Genomic DNA, 17,707 nt, shown 5'->3' with positions numbered 1-17,707 from the left:
CGCACCGTCCGGAGATACCTCGTTATATGTGGAGCCGCAGCCAGGAGGGACCTCCCGTGGACATCTGGTGGACTCTGCACCTCAAGCGCGACCCGGCCAGCGTGCCGTTGGCCCGCCGCATACTGCTGGGCGCGATGGCGACCGCCGGTGTCGACCCGCAGATCGCCCACGACCTCGGCGTCGCCCTCAGCGAGGCCTGCGCCAACGCCGTCGAGCACGGCGCGGGCGGTGGGCCCGACGACGGCTACCAGGTCACCGCGTCGATCAGCGGGGACCTGCTGCGGATCGAGGTGACCGACTCGGGCCCCGGCCTGCCCGGCCCCGCCGCCCCGGCGGCCCGCCGTCCGGCCCCCGCCCCGGCCCCGCCGGCCCGTCCGGCCGGCCGTCCGCAGCCCCGCCCCCGCGCACGGCGCGGGCGGCCCACCGTCCCCGGGCCGCTGCTCACCGCGCACCGCCCGCGCCGCGACGGCCGCCCGTACGACACCCACGTCCTGCCGCCGGGCGCCGAGCCGGCGCCGCCGCCCCTGCTGCGGCCGCTGGACCTCGACGCCCTCCCGGACCTCACCGCCGAGTCCGGCCGCGGCCTCTTCCTCATCCACGCCCTCACCGACCACGTCCGGCTGCGCAACCATCCGCTGCGCGGCGCGATCGTCAGCTTCGACAAGATCCTCAAGTGGCAGGACGACGCGCTGCTGCCCCGGGCCTCGTAGCCCCGGGCGCCGTGGTGCGGGCCCGGAACGCGGCGTCCCGCCCGGGCGGCGGTGCGCGCGGGCGGGACGGGGCGATGGCTCAGCCGCGGGCGGCGGCCTTGCGGCGGCGGGCAATCACGACCGCGCCGGCGCCGAGCAGGACGGCGACGCCGCCGGTGACGGCGAGCGGGGCGGTGCTGGAGCTCGCGCCGGTCTCGGCGAGGCGGCCGCCGGTGGTGCCGCCGGAGTTCCGGGTGGTGCCCGTGCCGGTGGTGCCGGCGGTCCGGGACGGCGACGGCGAGGCCGAGGCGCTCGGGGAGCCGGTCGCGGTGGGCGTGGCGGTGGGCGAGGGCTCGCCGGTGGCCGGGGGCGCGGTGGTGGCCGGCGCCTTGTCGGTGACCTTGACACTGCCCGTGTACGAGCCGTTGAGCTGGGGGCAGTCGTACTTGTAGGCCTGGGCCGAGCCGGGCGGAAGGATCTCGGACTGGCCGCTGAGGGTGAAGCCGTAGGAACCGAGCGGGGTCTTCGCGCCGGCGGTCACCCGGAGCTTCACGGTGAGCTTCGCGCCGCGCTCGACCGGGAAGGAGCCGAGGGCCGTCGGGTGGCCGCCGTAGAAGACGGTCTGCCAGTCGGAGTCGCCCACGCGGGCCTGCACTCCGGGAGCGTCGGGGCCCATCGGCGCGGCGAGCCAGGCGTTGACGAGGAGCTTCTGGACCTTCGTGGTGCTGATGTTCTCGAACACCACGGTGAAGTCCTGCGGGGCGCCGCCGGCGACGACCAGGCCGCCGGCCGGGCCGCTGCCGGTGACGGGCATCGGGGACTGCGAGATGCCGAGGCAGCCGTACGGCGGGATCGGGGTCGGTACGGTCGAGGTGGGGGTGGACGTGGCCGACGGGGTGCCGGTCGGTGTCGGCGTGGCGGTGGCCGACGGCGTCGCCGTCGCCGTGGCGGTGGGTTCGGCGGTCGGGGGCGCGGTGGGTCCGGCGGTGGCGGTGGCGGTGGGTTCGGCGGTCGGGGTCGCGGTGGAGTCGGCGGTCGCGGTGGGCTCGGCCGTCGCGGTGGCCGCGGCACTCGGCGTGACGTCGGCGGCGAAGGCGCCGGTGGTGCCGGCGATCGACGCGCCGGTGGTGAGCAGCAGCACGGCGGCTGCGGCGGTGAGGCGGGAGGTGCGCACGATACAGGTCTCCGGCGGTCGTTGGTGGTGACGGTAGGTCAGTGCTTCGTTAGGTGGACGTGCGGGGGATGCGAACGGTTGTGCGTATCCCCCGCACTTTTTCCGGTCCGCGATCAGCCGTGCGCGCCGGCCTTGCGGCGGCGCAGCGCGAGCAGCGTCCCGGCGCCGGCCGCGAGCACCACGGCACCGCCGACGGCGATCGGCAGGGTGGTGGAGCTGGAGCCGGTCTCGGCCAGGTGCGGGCCGCTCACCGCGGTCGGCGAGGCGGAGTGGCTCGCCGCCGTGCTGCTGGCGGCGGTGGCCCCGGCCTTGTCGGTGACCTTGAAGTCGCCCTGGTACTCGTTGCGGTACTGGGTGCAGCTGTCCTTCAGCTCGGAGCCGGGCTTGGGGAGAGCCGGCGTGTTGTCGAAGGGCTCCGACCCACCGCTGAGGTTGCCGCCGTAGGCACCGACCGGGGCGGTGTTCGCGGCGATCCGGAACTGGATGGTGAGCTTCTCGCCCTTGGCCAGCTTGTGGGTGCCGGTGTCGAGGTGACGGCCGACCAATTCGGCGGCCTTCCAGTCCGATCCGGGCAGGCGGAGCTGGACCGTGAAGAAGTCGTTCCGCCAGTCCAGCGGATGGTCGTTGTACTCGTCCGTGATGTAGATGCTGGACGAGAAGGTGGAGATGTCGACCCCGGTGGTGTTCTCGAAGGTGACCTGCACCTCCTGGGCGGGGCCGCCCTTGACCAGGGTGGTGTCCCAGAGGCCGGTGCCGGTCACCTTGATGTCGCCACCGTGGACGCCGCCCTGGCAGCGGTTCGTGGGGGCCGACGGGGTGGGGAGGACCGGCGGCTTCGTGGCGGTGCCGCTGGGCTTGGCGGTGGCGCTCGGGGAGGTGCTCGCCGACGGTGAGGCGGTGGCCGAGGGGGTGCCGGTCGGGGTGGCGCTCGGGGTGCCGGTCGGGGTCGGCGTGGTGCTCGGCTCGGCGGTCGCGGTGGCCGGCGGGGTCGGCGTGGGCGAGACGGCGGCGGCGCCGGCGGTGGCCGTGCCCGCGGTCGCGCCGAGGGACAGCGCGAGCAGCGTGGACGCGGCCAGGAGGCGGGAAGAGCGCAAGGTTTTGGCTCCAGCGTATTGTGATGAAGTCTGTCCGAATATGGGCGACTTGGCGACCGGATCCGAAAGTCCGGTGGCGTCGCAGGAGCGGCACCCTACCGGGACGTGGGCGAAGGGTCTCCCCCGGGGTGGCCGGATCGCGCCCCCGGACGCCCTACCCTGGCCCGATGGGTGCGGCGGGTGCGGTGGGCGACTGGGACCTGCGGCGGCTGCGGGTGCTGCGCGCGGTCGACGAGTGCGGGACGGTGACGGCGGCGGCCGAACGGCTCCATCTCTCGCCGTCGGCGGTCTCCCAGCAGATCTCGGCGCTGGCCCGGCAGGTGGGCGCGCCGATGCTGGAGCCGTACGGCCGGCGGGTGCGGCTGACCCCGGCGGCCCGGTTGGTGCTGCGTCACGCGGCGGTGGTTTTCGGACAGTTGGAGCGGGCCGAAGCCGAGCTGGCGGGCTATCTGCACGGCGAGGCCGGCGAGGTCCGGGTGGGCGCCTTCCCCACCGCGATCAGCGGGCTGCTCGTCCCCGCGGTGGCCCGATTGCGCGTGGCCGCACCGCAGTTGGCGGTGCGGGTGGTGGAGGCGGAGGCCGACGGGACGCTCCGGCTGCTGGCGGCGGGGGACGTCGACCTGGCGCTGTCGCTGTCCGTCGGCGCGTTCGGCCGGGGCCCCGGCATCGTCGGGACGCACCTGCTCAGCGACCCGCTGGACGTCGCGCTGCCGCCCGGGCACCCGCTGGCCGGGGCGCCGGGGCTGCGGCTGGCGGACCTCGCGCGCGAGCCGTGGATCTACGGCGCGGCCGGGCCGTGGCGGGAGATCACCCGGGAGGCCTGCGCCGAGGCCGGGTTCGTACCGGAGCGGGCGCACACCGCCGCCGACTGGACGGCGATCCTGGCCATGGTGGCGGCCGGTCTCGGGGTGGCGCTGGTGCCCCGGCTGGCCTCGGCCGGGCGGTGCGCCGGAGCGGTGGTCCGGGCGCTGCCGGCGGACCTGCCGGCCCGGCGGGTGGTGGCGGCGGTACGGGCCGGGACGGAGCGCACGCCGCCGCTGCGCCGGGTACTGGCCGAACTGGCGGCGGTGGCCCGCACCGTTCAGGCCGGCTGAACGGTTTGCCCGGTTCTTCGCGATGGACCCGGCCGGCCGCCCGGCGCGAGGGTGACGGGCATGACCACCGAAGCGAACTCCAGCCCGAACCCCGCTCGGGTGTCCGACGCCGGCGCCCCGCCGTACGGGGGCGGCGACCCGTACGCGGACTACCGCGCCGCCGACTTCCCGTTCACCGCCCTGGTCGACCTCGCCGACCGCCGGCTGGGCGGCGCCGTCGTCGCCGCCAACGACGAGCTGTTCGCCGAGCGGGAGAACCTCCTGCTGCCCCGGCGCGCCGAGTTCCGCCCGCACACCTTCGGCAACAAGGGGCAGCTCATGGACGGTTGGGAGACCCGGCGGCGCCGGGGCGCCGCCGCCGACCGCCCGCACCCGGCCGACGGTGACCACGACTGGGCCCTGGTCCGCCTGGGCGTGCCGGGCGTCGTGCACGGCGTGGTCGTCGACACCGCCCACTTCCGGGGCAACCACCCGCAGCGGATCAGCGTCGAGGGCGCCGAACTCCCCGGCACCCCGGGCCCGGAGGAGCTGCTGGCCGCGGGGACGGTCTGGCACCCGCTGGTCCCCCGCTCACCGGTGCGCGGCCACGCCGCCAACGGCTTCGCCGTCGCCGACCGCCGCCGCGTCACCCATCTGCGGCTGCGCCAGTACCCCGACGGCGGCATCGCGCGCTTCCGGGTGCACGGCGATGCCCGCCCGGACCAGGCCTGGCTGGCCGCGCTCGGCACCTTCGACCTGGCCGCGGCCGAGAACGGCGGCGCCGTCGAGGACACCTCGGACCGCTTCTACTCCTCTCCGGTCGGCCTCGTGCTTCCCGGCAAGTCCCGTGCGATGGGAGACGGTTGGGAGAACCGCCGGCGCCGGGACGCGGGCCACGACTGGGTCCGGCTGCGGCTGGCCGGTCGGGGCGCGGTCCGGGCGGTGGAGATCGACACCGGCTACTACGTGGGCAACGCGGCCGGCTGGGCGGCGCTGTCCGGCCGGGACGAGCACGGCGCGGACCCCGGGGAGTGGTTCGAACTGGTGCCGCGCACCCGGCTGCAGCCGGACGCCGTGCACCGCCTGGTGATCGGCGCGCCGCGCCCGGCCACCCACGTCCGGCTGGACGTCTTCCCGGACGGCGGGATCGCCCGGCTGCGGCTCTGGGGCGCCCTGGTCTGAGCGCCCCCGGGCCCGGCCTTCCGGTTGCCGGGCCCGGCGGGCCGCCGGACGATGGGGGGATGATGCACCAGATGCGTGCCGAGTACGGTGCCGGCGGCGCCTCCGCCGGGGTGCGGCTGTGGCACCTGGTCCGCGGCGGCGGGAGCGTGGCGATGTGCGGCCGGGAGCTGGACGCCCGCGCGCCCGCCCGGGAGGCGGTGGACTGGGGGCGAACCCCCGAACTCTGCTGCCACACCTGCGGGGCCTACCTGCTGCGCGAGGCCCCCTGGCTGGCCGAGGAGCACCGGCCGCGCCCGCCCGGCGAACAGCGCGAGACCGCCTGGCCGACGGGGTGAACGCCCGCCACCGGTGATGCGGTGGACCGGGCCCGCGGGGCCGGGGCTACCGTGGTCGTCATGGAGGAATCCCCGGTCCGGCCGCGGTCGTTGACCCGTGAGGCCGCCGCGCTGCGCGCGGGCGTACCCGCCCTGGCCGTCCACGTCGACCGGCTCTGCGCCCGGATCGAGCAGGTGGACCCGCTGATCCACGCCTTCGTGCCGGAGCCCGGCCGCGCCGACCGGCTGCACGCCGAGGCCCGGGCGCTCGCCGCCCGCCACCCCGATCCCGACCGGGCGCCGCCGCTGTACGGGGTGGCCGTCGGGGTCAAGGACATCGTGCACGTGGACGGCCTGCCCACGCACGCCGGTTCGGCGCTGCCGCCGGGCGTGCTGGCCGGGCCGCAGGCCGCCGTGGTGGACCGGCTGCGGGCGGCCGGCGCGCTGGTGGCGGGCAAGACGGTGACCGCCGAGTTCGCGGGCAGCGCCCCCGGACCGACCCGCAATCCGCACCACTGCGGCCACACCCCGGGCGGCTCCAGCAGCGGTTCGGCGGCGGCGGTCGCGGCCGGGCTGGTGCCGCTCGCGATCGGCACCCAGACGATCGGCTCGGTGGTGCGCCCGGCGGCCTACTGCGGGGTGGTGGGCTTCCGGCCGACGCACGGCCGGATCCCGGCGGCGGGCGTGATCCCGAACGCGCCGAGCTACGACACCCCGGGCCTGTTCACCGCCGACCTGGCGGGCGCCGCGCTGGCCGCCGCGCTGCTCTGCGACGACTGGGACGCCGGGCGCGGGCTGCCGCGGGGCGGGGACGACGACGTGCCGGTGCTCGGCGTCCCGGTCGGCCCGTACCTGGAGCGGGTCGAGCCGGAGGCGCTGCGGGCCTTCCGCCGGCAGCTGGAGCTGCTGTCCACCCGGGGCCTGACGGTTCGCCAGGTCGATCTGCTGCCGGACTTCGGCGAGCTGGAGCGGCAGGTGCGGACGGTCAACCGGTTCGAGATGGCGGCCTCCCACGCCGAGTGGTTCGACCGCTTCGGCGCCCTGTACCGGCCGGAGACGGTGGCGGGCATCCGGCACGGCCGGAGCGTCGACCGGGCCTCCTACCGGGCGGCGCTGCGCGCCCTCGCGGCCTTCCGGGAGCGGCTCGCCGAGCAGCGCCGGCGGGCCGGGGTGGACCTGCTGCTGGCCCCCTCGGCGACCGGTCCGGCCCCGCTGGGGCTGGACAGCACCGGCAGCGCCGTGATGTCGCTGCCGTGGAGCTGTGCGGGACTGCCCGCGCTGAGCCTGCCCGCCGGGGTGACGGCGCGGGGCCTGCCGCTGGGCCTCCAGGTGGTCGGCGAGGCCGGTGCGGACGAGCTGCTGCTGGCCCGGGCGGCTGTCCTGGAGCGGGTGCTGGACGCGGCCTGAGCGCCGTCCGGGCGCCGCGGGCTCAGTCCGCCCGCAGCGCGGGGGTGTCCGGATCGGCGGCGTCCGCGCGCAGCCGGCGCAGCGCGGCGCGGTGGGCGCGCTCGTACGGCGTGTGGTCGTCGAACAGCAGGGCCTGCGGGTTGGCGTTCTCCAGGACGGCGATCAGGGTGAACGCGATGTCCTCCAGGTCGGCGTCGGCGCGCAGTTCGCCGGTGTCGCGGGCCCCGGCCAGCAGGCCGAGGACGGTGGCGTGCCACTCCCGCCAGTTGGCCGCGAGGGCGTCGCGCAGCGGGCCGGGGCGGGCGTCGTACTCGGCGTTGGCCTCGTAGAAGAAGCAGCCGCCGGGGAAGATCCGGGCGCGCGAGTAGGCCAGCCAGGACTCGCAGAGCAGGCGGAGCTTGCGAAGCCCGGGGGGCTCGGCGGCGATCGGGTCGAGCACCGCGTCGGAGAAGATCCGCCGGGCCGCCCGGATGGTGGCGAGCTGGAGCTCCTCCTTGGAGCCGAAGCCGGCGAAGACCCCGCTCTTGCTGAGCCCGAGGTCGGTGGCGAGCCGCCCGATCGACAGGGCGTCCAGGCCCTCGACGGAGGCGATCTCCACGGCGCGGCGCAGGACCGTCCGGCGGGTCTCCTCGCCGCGCAGCACCCGTCCGTCCGTCCTGGACGTGCCCGACCTGCCCGCCGTGCTCGACCTGCTCGATCCGGCCACCGCTCACCCCAGTTCTCCGGCCCCTGTCCGTGCGGCCAGGGTAACGGGCGGGCGGTACTGGACATAAAAAAGCACGAACGGTCGTGCTAATATCCCGCCCAGTTCGGCTCTTGCCCCTCGGCATCCACAGGGAGTTCCGCATGGACCCGGCCGTCGCACTGATCCGCACCACCCTGAACGCCACCGCGCTGGTCGCCCCCGGCCTCGCCGGCCGGGCCGCGTTCGAGCTCTACCGCCACCCCCTGCGGCGCGCCCGCGTCCGCACCCGCGAGCGCGAGGCGCACGCCGGGGCCGTCACCCGGACGCTGCACCACGGCGGCGTGCCGGTGGTCGTCCACCGCTGGGGCGACGGCAGCCGGCCCGTCCTGCTGATGCACGGCTGGCAGTCCCGGGCCTCCCGGTTCGCGGACTTCGTGCCCCGGCTGCGCGCGCTCGGCCTGAGCGCCGTCGGCTACGACGCCCCCGGGCACGGTGACTCCGGCGGCCGGACCGCCACGGTGCTGGACCACCGCGCCATCGCCCTGCGGCTCCAGCGGGAGTACGGCGCCTTCGAGGCGGTGATCGCCCACTCGCTGGGCGTCAACGCCGCCTTCCTGGCGCTGCGCGAGGGGCTGCGGGCCGGGCGGCTGGTCGCCGTGGCCGGCGTCGCCGAGGTGTCCTGGCTGCCCGCCGGGTTCTGCGCGGTGCTCGGCCTCAACGCCACCGTGGAACGGGAGTTGCGGCGCCGGGCGGAGAGCGGCGCGATGTTCCCCGGGGTCTGCGACGTGCGGACGCACTTCGACGCCGCCCGCGCTCCCGAGGAGATCGATGTGCCGATCCTGGTGGCGCACGACGAGGACGACGACGTCGTCCCGTTCGCCCAGGCCCGGCGGCTGCGGGCCGCGTACGGGGACCGGCTGGAGCTGCTGGCCACCCGGGGGCTGGGCCACCGGCGGATCCTGACCGAGCCGACCGTGATCGACAACGTGATCGGATTCCTCTCCGCCGGGACGGCGGCGGCCGGGGCACCGGAGGCCGCAGCGCCGGAGGTCGGGGTGTCGCAGGCCGGGGCGTCGTCGGCCGGCGCGGCGGCGGATCCCGCGACGGAGCTGGGCGCGGCATGAGCCTGCTCGAACTGCACACCCGCTCCCTGGAGTTGGCCGCCGCCGTGGTGGACACCGTGCAGCCGGAGCAGCTGGTGCTGCCGACGCCCTGCGCCGGCTGGTCGCTGCGGCACCTGGTGGAGCACATGGTCGGCCTGCACCGGGGCTTCGCCGCGGCCGCCGCCGGGGCCGGGCCGGACCCCGCGCTCTGGCACGGCGTCCCGGTGCACGGCGTCCCGGTGCACGGCGTCCCGGTGCACGGTGATCCGGTGCACGGTGATCCGGGCGGGGCCTTCCGGCACTCGGCCGCGCGGCTGACCGCCGCCTTCGCCCTCGCCGCCGCCGCGCCGCGGCCCGCCCCGCTCCGGCTGCCGGAGGTCCGCGACGGCGCTCCGGTCCCGTTCGAGCGCGCGGTCGGCTTCCATCTGCTGGACACCCTGGTGCACGCCTGGGACGTGGCGGTCGCGCTGGGCCCGCCGGACCGGCTGGTGGCCGCCGTGGAGGGCGAACCGCCGCTCGCCGAGGCGCTGCTCGCGGTGGCCGGGGCCGTGCCGGCCGCCGCCCCGGACCGGGCGCCGGGGCGGGCCTTCGCCGCCGTCCGGGCGGTGGACGGGGAGGCCGGGCCGTTCGGGCGCGCGCTCGCCCTGCTGGGCCGCGACACGGCCTGGGCGGTCGCGGCGCGCTGAACCGCCCGCCCCGCCGCGCGCCGTCTACCGGTCCTCGCGCCGCTCGTCGGGGAAGCGGGGCCCGCCGATGAAGAAGAGCAGCGCGGCGGTCGGGAAGCCGAACGAGGCGACCGTCACCACGATGAACTGCCAGAACATCCCGTTCCTCGCCTTCGTCCGAAACGTCCGCTCGTGCTCCGACGGTAGGGCCGGATCCCCCGCCCTGCCACCGGGGCGGGCGGCGCGGCGCGTGCACGGGGCTGGGCGTGCGCCGCACCCGGCGCGCACACTCTCGGGATCCACCTCCGAGGCGCCGGTGCTGCTCGACGGGTCGAGCACGCCGGCCGGTCCGGAGTCCGGCTGCCGCCACGGCACCGCCTGGTACGTCCGCAGACGCGGGGTGCACCGGCCGGCCCGGCTCACCGACCGCGCGGACCGCTCGATCGCCGGGTGCCTGGCCGACGCGATCGCCGAGACGGCCGCCCTGCACGGCGGGCGCTGCGACCTCGCCCACCCCGACACACCGGCCGCGACGGTGGTCGCGGCCCGTCGGCACGGGTCGGCGCTGGAGTACCTGGTGCCCGGCGACTCGCTGCCGGTGCCGGAGCCGGCCGAGGGCCCGCCCCGGGCGATCGGCGACAGCCGGCGCTTCCCGGGCGGGGAGGCGCCGCGCCGGCAGGTGCGGGCGACCGTGCCCGGCCGCGCCGAGCGCGCCGCGCTGCACCTGCGGTACGCGCCGGCGGTCCGGGCGGCCCGCAACTCCGGCCGCGGCCCGTGGATCGCCGCCGCCGGCCCGCGGGCGGCCGGGCACGCCGAGACCGGCTTCGTCCCGCCGGCCGGGCTGCGCGCGGTGGCCGCCCTGTCGGACGGCGCCGCGCGGTTCACCGAGCGCTTCGGCCCGGGCAGTTGGGGCGACGCGCTGCGGCTGCTCGCGGAGTCCGGCCCGGCCGGGCTGACCGCCCGGGTGCGGGCGGTGGAGCGGGCGGACGCCGCCTGCGAGCGCTGGCCGCGCGGCACGACGTACGACGACGCCCCGGCCCTCTACGCCCGTCTCCAGGAGGGACGGGGAGGGCCGGGGCGTCGTCGCTGCGCGGAGCGCCGGAGGGCGGCGCGGGTGCGGCCGGGTGGGGATCAGTGGCCGTCGGCGGGGATGGTGCCGAGGCGGCCGGCGTGGAAGTCCTCCATGGCCTGCTGGAGTTCGCGGTGGCTGTTCATGACGAACGGGCCGTAGTGGGCGACGGGCTCGCGGATCGGCAGGCCGCCGAGGAGGACGACCTCGAAGTTGTTGTCGCGGGAGTCCTGCTTCTCGTCGGCGCGGATGGTGAGGGAGTCGCCGTCGCCGAAGACGACGGCCTGGCCCCGGTGGAAGGGGCGGTGCTCGGTGCCGGCCGAGCCGTTGCCGGCGAGGCCGTAGGCGAGGGCGTTGAAGTCGGAGCGCCAGGGCAGGGTGATCTGGGCGCCGGGGCTGACCGAGGCGTGGATCATGGTGATCGGGGTGAAGGTGGTGCCCGGGCCCTGGTGGCCGTCCAGCTCGCCGGCGATGACGCGCAGCAGCGCGCCGCCGTCCCCGGTGCTGAGCAGCTTGACGCTGCCGCCGCGGATGTCCTGGTACTTGGGGGCGATCATCTTGTCCGAGGCGGGCAGGTTCACCCACAGCTGGAGGCCGTGGAACAGGCCGCCCGACCTCACCAGCGACTCCGGCGGGGTCTCGATGTGCAGCAGGCCCGAGCCGGCGGTCATCCACTGGGTGTCGCCGTCGGTGATGGTGCCGCCGCCGCCGTGCGAGTCCTGGTGGATGAACGTGCCGTCGATGATGTACGTGACCGTCTCGAAGCCGCGGTGCGGATGCCAGGGGGTTCCCTTCGGCTCGCCGGCCGCGTAGTCCACCTCGCCCATCTGGTCCATCATGATGAACGGGTCGAGGTACTTCTGGTTGATCTTGGCGAAGGCGCGGCGGACGGGGAAGCCCTCGCCTTCGAAGCCCTCGGGGGCGGTCGCGACGGTGAGGACCGGCCGGGCGGCCGAGGCGGCGGGGTCCGGGGTGGCGACGCGGGGGAGGGTCAGCGGGTTCTCGACGGTCACGGCGGGCATGTCGGCCTCCTTCGGGGGATGTTCCTCTGGCCTGTGTCCACGAGATTAGTTCAATGCTCAACAAGAAGCAAGTTGAAAATTGAACCAAACGTGCGTGCGACCGGTGGACCCGTGGACGGGGTGCCCGCCGGGCCCCCGTCCATCCTCCGTCAGCCGTACATCCGGCGCATGGTGAAGTCGACCATCTGCTCGACCGCCTTGGCGTCGAACACCATCCGGTGCTCGCCCTCCATGTCCAGTGCGAAGCCGTAGCCGGTCGGCAGCAGGTCGAGGACCTCGGCGCCGGTGACGGTGAAGTGCTTGGAGTCCTTGCCGGCGTACCGGCGCAGTTCCTTCAGCGAGCTGAACATCGGGATGACCGGCGTCGGCGTGTTGTGCAGGGCCAGGAAGCCCGGCCGGTCGCCGCGCGGGCAGTGCACCTTGGAGGTGATGAAGATGGCCTGGAAGTCCTCCACCGCCATCGAGCCGGTGGTGAAGGCCCTGACCGCGTCCGCCAGGGACGGCGGCGAGGGCTCCGGGTAGAGGGACTGCTGCGCGCTCGGCGGCTGCTCGCCGTACGGGCCGGGGCCGGGCATGCCGTTCATGCCCGGCTGCGGCCCCGCCTGCTGGTAGGGATCGCCCGGGTACGCGTTCTGGTCATAGCCGTACACACGGACAGGCTATCGGGAGCGCGGGCCGCCGCGCGGGCGCCGATCCTGACAAGAGCGGGCCGTCCCGCCTTGTGGGACGTGACCACGTTCATACCGGAATCCGCGGAGGATTCGCCGACGGGGGCTTGAAACAAGTTACCGCTGGGTAGCATCATGAGGCCTACTGGTGGGTACGGGCGCCCGAACGCGGAGGTGTCCCGCAAGCGACGAACCGGAGATAACGGCCATGGGTCACTACAAGTCCAACCTGCGGGACGTGGAGTTCAACCTCTTCGAGGTGTTCGGTCGCGAGCAGGTGTACGGCACCGGACCGTTCGCGGAGATGGACGTCGAGACCGCGAAGAACATCCTGAGCGAGATCGCACGCCTCGCCGAGAACGACCTCGCCGCGTCCTTCACCGACACCGACCGCAACCCCCCGGTCTTCGACCCGGAGACCAACACCGCGCCGATCCCGGCGACCTTCAAGAAGAGCTACCAGACCTTCATGGACGCCGAGTGGTGGCGCCTGGGCATCCCGGAGTCGATCGGTGGCCAGGTCACCCCGAACTCGCTGATCTGGGCCTTCGCGGAGCAGATCCTCGGCTCCAACCCGGCCATCTGGATGTACTCCTCCGGCCCGGCCTTCGCCGGCGTCATCGCCGAGGAGGGCACCGAGGAGCAGCTCGAGATCGCCAAGCGGATGACCGACCGCCTGTGGGGCTCCACCATGGTCCTCACCGAGCCGGACGCCGGTTCGGACGTCGGCGCCGGCCGCACCAAGGCCATCCGGCAGGAGGACGGCTCCTGGCACATCGAGGGCGTCAAGCGCTTCATCACCTCGGGCGAGCACGACATGTCCGAGAACATCATCCACCTGGTGCTGGCCCGCCCCGAGGGCGGCAAGCCGGGCACCAAGGGCCTGGGCCTGTTCGTCGTCCCCAAGTTCGACTTCGACTGGGAGACCGGCGAGCTGGGCGAGCGCAACGGCGTCTACGCCACCAACGTCGAGCACAAGATGGGCCTGAAGGCCTCGAACACCTGCGAGATGACCTTCGGCGCCAAGCACCCGGCCAAGGGCTGGCTGCTCGGCGAGAAGGTCGACGGCATCCGTCAGATGTTCAAGATCATCGAGTTCGCCCGGATGATGGTCGGCACGAAGGCCATCGCCACCCTCTCCACCGGCTACCTGAACGCGCTGGAGTACGCCAAGGAGCGCGTGCAGGGCGCCGACATCTCGCAGTTCCTGGACAAGACCGCCCCGCGCGTCACCATCACCCACCACCCGGACGTGCGCCGCTCGCTGCTGACCCAGAAGGCGTACGCCGAGGGCATGCGCGCCCTGGTGCTGTTCACCGCCTCCGTCCAGGACGACATGACGGCCGCCAAGCTGCGCGGCGAGCACGACGAGGCCGCCGAGCGCCTCAACGACCTGCTCCTGCCGATCGTCAAGGGCTACGGCTCGGAGAAGTCCTACGAGCAGCTCGCCCAGTCCCTGCAGACCTTCGGTGGCTCCGGCTACCTGCAGGAGTACCCGATCGAGCAGTACATCCGGGACGCCAAGATCGACACCCTCTACGAGGGCACCACGGCCATCCAGGGCCAGGACTTCTTCTTCCGCAAGATCGTCAAGGACGGCGGCCAGGCGCTCACCGCCCTGTCCGAGCAGATCCAGAAGTTCCTCGGCTCCGCCGCGGGCGGCGACGCCCTGGCCGCCGAGCGCGAGCTGCTCGCCAAGGCCGCCGGCGACCTGGAGGCCATCGTCGGCAAGCTGCTCGCCGACCTCTCCTCGGTCGAGCAGGACGTCAAGAACATGTACAAGGTGGGCCTGAACACCACCCGCCTGCTGATGGTCTCCGGCGACGTCGTGGTCGGCTGGCTGCTGCTGCGCCAGGCCGCGGTGGCCCTGGCCAAGCTGGAGGCCGGCGCCTCCGAGAAGGACGTGCCGTTCTACCAGGGCAAGGTCGCGGCCGCCCGCTTCTTCGCCCGCAACGTGCTGCCGACCGTCGCCCCGCAGCGCCTGATCGCCGAGGGCATCGACAACGAGATCATGGAGCTGGCGGAGGAGGCGTTCTGACGCCACCCGTCTCCCGCCGCCGCCCGTCCCCGGGCACGCCGCGCGTGACACCTCTCTGACCGCCTGACCCCACCCTCACACCGAAGGGCCCGGTCCCGCCGACCGGGCCCTTCGGTGTGTCCGCGGACGCCCGCTCACCGCCGGACGCCCCGAGACGGGCCGTCAGTTCACGTTTCTGTCTGCGTTGTGCATCCGTTGGGATGCTCCGAGTGTCATGTCCGTGTACGGGCATATGCTCAAGGTGCGAAGCCGATCCCCCATTTCGGCCTCGGCCCTCCCTCGACCCAGGAGCAGCATGTCGACCGCCGCCCGCCAGGCCTTCTTCGACCGGACGCACACCGATGACCTGATCGCCTTCCTCGGCACCTCGCCGTCGCCCTACCACGCGGTCGCGAGCGCGGCCGAGCGTCTGGAGAAAGCCGGGTTCCGGCAGGTGCTGGAAACGGACTCCTGGGACGGCGTGGCCGGCGGCCGGTACGTCGTCCGCGGCGGCGCGCTGATCGCCTGGTACGTGCCGGCCGGCGCGGGACCGGAAACGCCGTTCCGCGTGGTGGGCACCCATACCGACTCACCCAACCTGCGGGTCAAGCCGATTCCCGACACCGGGTCGGCGGGCTGGCGGCAGGTCGCGGTGGAGATCTACGGAGGGGTGCCGCTCAACACCTGGCTCGACCGGGACCTCGGCCTCTCCGGCCGGCTCACCCTGCGCGACGGCGGCCGGCGGCTGGTCCAGCTGGACGAGCCGCTGCTGCGCGTGCCGCAGCTGGCCATCCACCTGGACCGCCAGGTCAACGACGGCATGAAGCTGGACAAGCAGCGCCACCTCACGCCGATCTGGGGCCTCGGCCCGGTCGACGAGGGCTCGCTGATCGGCTACGTCGCCCAGCGGGCGGGGGTCGACGCGGCCGACGTGACCGGCTGGGACCTCATGACCCACGACGTCCAGCCCGCCTCCTACCTGGGCCGGGACCGTGAGCTGCTGGCCGGCCCGCGGCTGGACAACCTGCTCTCGGTGCACGCCGCCACCGCCGCGCTGGCCGCGGTGGCCACCGCCGCCGAGACGGACGGCGCGGCGCTGCCGTACATCCCCGTGCTGGCCGCCTTCGACCACGAGGAGACCGGCAGCGAGTCGGACACCGGCGCGCAGAGCCCGCTGCTCGGCAACGTCCTGGAGCGCAGCGTGTACGCGCGCGGCGGCGGTCTGGAGGACCGGGCCCGGGCGCTGGCCGGCACCGTCTGCCTCTCCTCCGACATGGGTCACGCCGTGCACCCGAACTACAGCGAGCGGCACGAGCCGGGCCACCACCCGATGCCCAACGCCGGTCCGATCCTCAAGGTGAACGTCAACAACCGGTACGCCACCGACGGCGTCGGCCGGGCGGTGTTCGCGGCGGCCTGCGAGAAGGCCGGCGTGCCGTGGCAGACCTTCGTCTCCAACAACGCCATGCCCTGCGGGACGACGATCGGCCCGATCACCGCGGCCCGCCTCGGCATCCAGACGGTGGACTGCGGCATCGCGGCGCTCTCCATGCACTCGGCGCGCGAGCTGTGCGGGGCGGAGGACCCGTACCTGCTGGCGAGCGCGATCAAGGCGTTCCTGGAGGGCTGAGCCCGACTGCGGCAGCCCGAGGGGCCCGGCGAGTTCTTCCACTCGCCGGGCCCCTCGCCCTTTGTGCCGTCCCCGGCTACTCCAGGCCGGCCAGCACCAGCGGCAGCCGGCGCGCGCCGTCGGCGGTGAGCTTCACCGGCACGCCCCAGTCCTGCTGGTGGACGTGGCAGGCCGGGTACTCGATCTCCGGGTCGTCGTCGCAGGACGCCGCCATCGCGGAGACGTGCAGCACGCCCTCGGTCACCGTGTCGGAGAGCACCAGCTCGCGGGAGAGCGCGGTGTCCGCGCCCGCGCCGGAGACCAGCAGCTCGGGCGGGGTGGCGCTGACCAGCAGCCGGGTGGACGGGCCGTAGCGCTCGTCCAGCTTCTGGCCGGTGGGTGCCCGGAAGACCACGTCCAGCCGCAGGGCGCCCGGGGCGACCTCGGTGGCGGCCCGCCGGGTGCGGTGGGCGACCGCGTCCACCCGGACGGCCTCCTCGGGCAGCCGCAGCCGGGTCAGCCGGTGCCGGGCGGACTCGACCACCACGATGTCGCCGTCGGCCAGCACCGCGCCGGACGGCTCGCGCAGGTCGGTGGCCAGCGTGCTGACCTCGCCGCTCGCCGGGTCGTAGCGGCGCAGCGCGTGGTTGTAGGTGTCGCTGACGGCCACCGAGCCGTCCGGCAGCACGGTGACGCCCAGCGGGTGCTGGAGCAGCGCTTGCCCGGCCGCGCCGTCCCGGTGCCCGAAGTCGAACAGGCCGGTGCCGACGGCGCTGTGCACGGCCTTGGTTTCACGTGAAACCCAGCGCAGCGCCGAGGTCTCGGAGTCGGCGACCCAGAGCCGCTCGCCGTCCGCCGAGACGGCCAGGCCGGACGGCTGGGCGAACCAGGCCTCGGCGGCGGGGCCGTCGACCAGCCCCTCGTTGGTGGTGCCGGCCGCGACGCCGACCGTGCCGGCGGCCGGGTCGTACGCCCACAGCTGGTGGACGCCGGCCATCGCGATCCACACCCGGCCGTCGAACCAGGCGACGTCCCACGGCGAGGAGAGGTCCACCTCGCGGGCCGGCCCCTCGGTGGGCGAGCCCTGCCACCACTGCCGGCCGGTGCCGGCCAGGGTGGTCACGCTGCCGTCCGCGAGCCGGACGCCGCGCAGCGCGTGGTTGACGGTGTCGGCGACGACCACGTCGTACCCGGCGGTGCCCTCCGGCAGCAGCACCAGGCCCTGCGGCTCGCTGAACCGGGGGGCGGCGCCGTCCACCAGGCCGCGCGTCCCGTCGCCGATCCGGCGCACCACGCTCTCGCCGTCGGCCTCCAGCTCGACCAGCGAGTGGTGGCCGGAGTCGGCCACCAGGAAGTGGCCGTTCGGCAGCCGGACGGCCTTGCCGGGGAACTTGAGGTCCCCGGCGGTCGGCTCGGGTGCCACGTACGGGCCGTCGCCGCGCCGCAGGGTGCCCTTCGCGGCGTGCTCCGCCTCCAGCTCCTCGACCAGCCGGGCGATCGCGTGCGCGTGCCCCTCGCCGGCGTGCTGGGCGACCACGTACCCCTCCGGGTCGATCACCACCAGCGTCGGCCAGGCCCGCACCGCGTACTGCTTCCAGGTCGCGAGCGCCGGGTCGTCCAGCACCGGGTGGTGCACCTCGTACCGGTCCACCGCGTCCACCACGGCCCGGTGGTCGGCCTCGTGCACGAACTTGGGCGAGTGCACCCCGACGATCACCACGGTGTCCCGGTGCTTCTCCTCCAGCTCCCGCAGCTCGTCGAGGACGTGCAGGCAGTTGATGCAGCAGAACGTCCAGAAGTCCAGAATGGTGATCTTGCCCCGGAAGTCGGCGAGCGTCAGCTCCCTGCCCCCGGTGTTCAGCCAACCGCCTGCCCCGACCAGCTCGGGGGCGCGTACACGTGCACGAGATGCCATGGGCCAATCAAACAGCACCGG

The 17,707-nt window shown here is 74.8% G+C and carries 16 protein-coding genes; 10 read left to right on the top strand and 6 right to left on the bottom strand.

Features of this window, described 5'->3' with window-relative positions; translation table 11 throughout:
- Positions 1-56 precede the first annotated feature (56 nt).
- Positions 57-710, top strand: a complete 654-nt coding sequence (locus ABT093_RS04780) for an ATP-binding protein (RefSeq protein ID WP_350560380.1) — start codon at positions 57-59, stop codon at positions 708-710.
- A 79-nt stretch (positions 711-789) separates the two neighbouring features.
- On the opposite strand, the gene ABT093_RS04775 is transcribed toward ABT093_RS04780, so the two are convergent.
- Together ABT093_RS04775 and ABT093_RS04770 are read right to left on the bottom strand one after the other, a co-directional pair.
- On the bottom strand, positions 790-1,863 hold the full coding sequence (locus ABT093_RS04775) for an LPXTG cell wall anchor domain-containing protein (RefSeq protein WP_350560378.1): 1,074 nt from the start codon (positions 1,861-1,863) through the stop codon (positions 790-792).
- Positions 1,864-1,976: 113 nt separating this feature from the next.
- Positions 1,977-2,957: an LAETG motif-containing sortase-dependent surface protein gene (locus tag ABT093_RS04770; RefSeq protein WP_350560376.1), complete on the bottom strand. Its 981-nt coding sequence runs from the start codon at positions 2,955-2,957 to the stop codon at positions 1,977-1,979.
- Positions 2,958-3,124: 167 nt separating this feature from the next.
- Here ABT093_RS04770 and ABT093_RS04765 point away from each other — a divergent pair, with 167 nt between their 5' ends.
- The 4 genes from ABT093_RS04765 (at position 3,125) to ABT093_RS04750 (ending at position 6,933) form a co-directional block, all read left to right on the top strand.
- Positions 3,125-4,051, top strand: coding sequence for a LysR family transcriptional regulator (locus ABT093_RS04765; protein ID WP_502884122.1), 927 nt, complete (start codon positions 3,125-3,127; stop codon positions 4,049-4,051).
- Between the two features lie 60 nt (positions 4,052-4,111).
- Positions 4,112-5,212: an allantoicase gene (gene alc / locus ABT093_RS04760; protein ID WP_350560374.1), complete on the top strand. Its 1,101-nt coding sequence runs from the start codon at positions 4,112-4,114 to the stop codon at positions 5,210-5,212.
- 71 nt (positions 5,213-5,283) lie between these two features.
- Entirely contained in the window at positions 5,284-5,547 is a 264-nt protein-coding gene (locus ABT093_RS04755; RefSeq protein WP_350560372.1) for a hypothetical protein, read from the top strand.
- Between the two features lie 60 nt (positions 5,548-5,607).
- Entirely contained in the window at positions 5,608-6,933 is a 1,326-nt protein-coding gene (locus tag ABT093_RS04750) for an amidase (protein WP_350560370.1), read from the top strand.
- 22 nt (positions 6,934-6,955) lie between these two features.
- On the opposite strand, the gene ABT093_RS04745 is transcribed toward ABT093_RS04750, so the two are convergent.
- Entirely contained in the window at positions 6,956-7,576 is a 621-nt protein-coding gene (locus ABT093_RS04745) for a TetR family transcriptional regulator C-terminal domain-containing protein (RefSeq protein WP_350560368.1), read from the bottom strand.
- 203 nt (positions 7,577-7,779) lie between these two features.
- On the opposite strand from ABT093_RS04745, the gene ABT093_RS04740 reads away from it, so the two are divergent.
- From ABT093_RS04740 to ABT093_RS04730, 3 genes are all read left to right on the top strand, one after another.
- The gene (locus ABT093_RS04740) at positions 7,780-8,742 is read left to right on the top strand and encodes an alpha/beta hydrolase (RefSeq protein WP_350560366.1); all 963 of its coding nucleotides are present in this window, start codon (positions 7,780-7,782) and stop codon (positions 8,740-8,742) included.
- Positions 8,739-9,407: a TIGR03086 family metal-binding protein gene (locus ABT093_RS04735; RefSeq protein ID WP_350560364.1), complete on the top strand. Its 669-nt coding sequence runs from the start codon at positions 8,739-8,741 to the stop codon at positions 9,405-9,407. The genes ABT093_RS04740 and ABT093_RS04735 overlap by 4 nt, the downstream gene beginning before the upstream one ends.
- 295 nt (positions 9,408-9,702) lie before the next feature.
- Positions 9,703-10,617 carry an integrase gene (locus tag ABT093_RS04730; protein ID WP_350560362.1) on the top strand — a complete coding sequence of 305 codons (915 nt, stop codon included), beginning with the start codon at positions 9,703-9,705 and terminating at the stop codon, positions 10,615-10,617.
- On the opposite strand, the gene ABT093_RS04725 is transcribed toward ABT093_RS04730, so the two are convergent.
- Together ABT093_RS04725 and ABT093_RS04720 are read right to left on the bottom strand one after the other, a co-directional pair.
- Entirely contained in the window at positions 10,518-11,477 is a 960-nt protein-coding gene (locus ABT093_RS04725) for a pirin family protein (RefSeq protein ID WP_350560360.1), read from the bottom strand. The two genes, ABT093_RS04730 and ABT093_RS04725, sit on opposite strands and share 100 nt — an antisense overlap.
- A 149-nt stretch (positions 11,478-11,626) precedes the next feature.
- Complete coding sequence (locus ABT093_RS04720; RefSeq protein ID WP_380290475.1) at positions 11,627-12,127, bottom strand: SseB family protein; 501 nt, start codon at positions 12,125-12,127, stop codon at positions 11,627-11,629.
- Between the two features lie 226 nt (positions 12,128-12,353).
- Between ABT093_RS04720 and ABT093_RS04715 the strand changes: the two genes are divergently transcribed.
- On the top strand, positions 12,354-14,183 hold the full coding sequence (locus tag ABT093_RS04715; protein ID WP_350560358.1) for an acyl-CoA dehydrogenase: 1,830 nt from the start codon (positions 12,354-12,356) through the stop codon (positions 14,181-14,183).
- A 295-nt stretch (positions 14,184-14,478) separates the two neighbouring features.
- Positions 14,479-15,792, top strand: a complete 1,314-nt coding sequence (locus ABT093_RS04710; RefSeq protein ID WP_350560356.1) for a M18 family aminopeptidase — start codon at positions 14,479-14,481, stop codon at positions 15,790-15,792.
- A 76-nt stretch (positions 15,793-15,868) separates the two neighbouring features.
- Here ABT093_RS04710 and ABT093_RS04705 read toward each other — a convergent pair whose 3' ends face one another.
- Positions 15,869-17,686 carry an NHL domain-containing thioredoxin family protein gene (locus ABT093_RS04705; protein ID WP_350560354.1) on the bottom strand — a complete coding sequence of 606 codons (1,818 nt, stop codon included), beginning with the start codon at positions 17,684-17,686 and terminating at the stop codon, positions 15,869-15,871.
- Positions 17,687-17,707: the final 21 nt, after the last annotated feature.

The sequence above is a fragment of the Kitasatospora sp. NPDC002551 genome, assembly GCF_040296005.1.
Classification (GTDB): domain Bacteria; phylum Actinomycetota; class Actinomycetes; order Streptomycetales; family Streptomycetaceae; genus Kitasatospora.
Note: the sequence above shows the minus strand (reverse complement) of the source record. Positions and strands in the feature narration are given on the sequence as shown.

Bases quoted from the DNA above. Each gene is read 5' to 3' on its own strand.
- ABT093_RS04765 (WP_502884122.1), top strand. From the start codon at position 3,125: ATGGGTGCGGCGGGTGCGGTGGGCGACTGGGACCTGCGGCGGCTGCGG.
- alc (WP_350560374.1), top strand. From the start codon at position 4,112: ATGACCACCGAAGCGAACTCCAGCCCGAACCCCGCTCGGGTGTCCGAC.
- ABT093_RS04755 (WP_350560372.1), top strand. From the start codon at position 5,284: ATGCGTGCCGAGTACGGTGCCGGCGGCGCCTCCGCCGGGGTGCGGCTG.
- ABT093_RS04750 (WP_350560370.1), top strand. From the start codon at position 5,608: ATGGAGGAATCCCCGGTCCGGCCGCGGTCGTTGACCCGTGAGGCCGCC.
- ABT093_RS04740 (WP_350560366.1), top strand. From the start codon at position 7,780: ATGGACCCGGCCGTCGCACTGATCCGCACCACCCTGAACGCCACCGCG.
- ABT093_RS04735 (WP_350560364.1), top strand. From the start codon at position 8,739: ATGAGCCTGCTCGAACTGCACACCCGCTCCCTGGAGTTGGCCGCCGCC.
- ABT093_RS04725 (WP_350560360.1), bottom strand. From the start codon at position 11,477: ATGCCCGCCGTGACCGTCGAGAACCCGCTGACCCTCCCCCGCGTCGCC.
- ABT093_RS04715 (WP_350560358.1), top strand. From the start codon at position 12,354: ATGGGTCACTACAAGTCCAACCTGCGGGACGTGGAGTTCAACCTCTTC.
- ABT093_RS04710 (WP_350560356.1), top strand. From the start codon at position 14,479: ATGTCGACCGCCGCCCGCCAGGCCTTCTTCGACCGGACGCACACCGAT.
- ABT093_RS04705 (WP_350560354.1), bottom strand. From the start codon at position 17,686: ATGGCATCTCGTGCACGTGTACGCGCCCCCGAGCTGGTCGGGGCAGGC.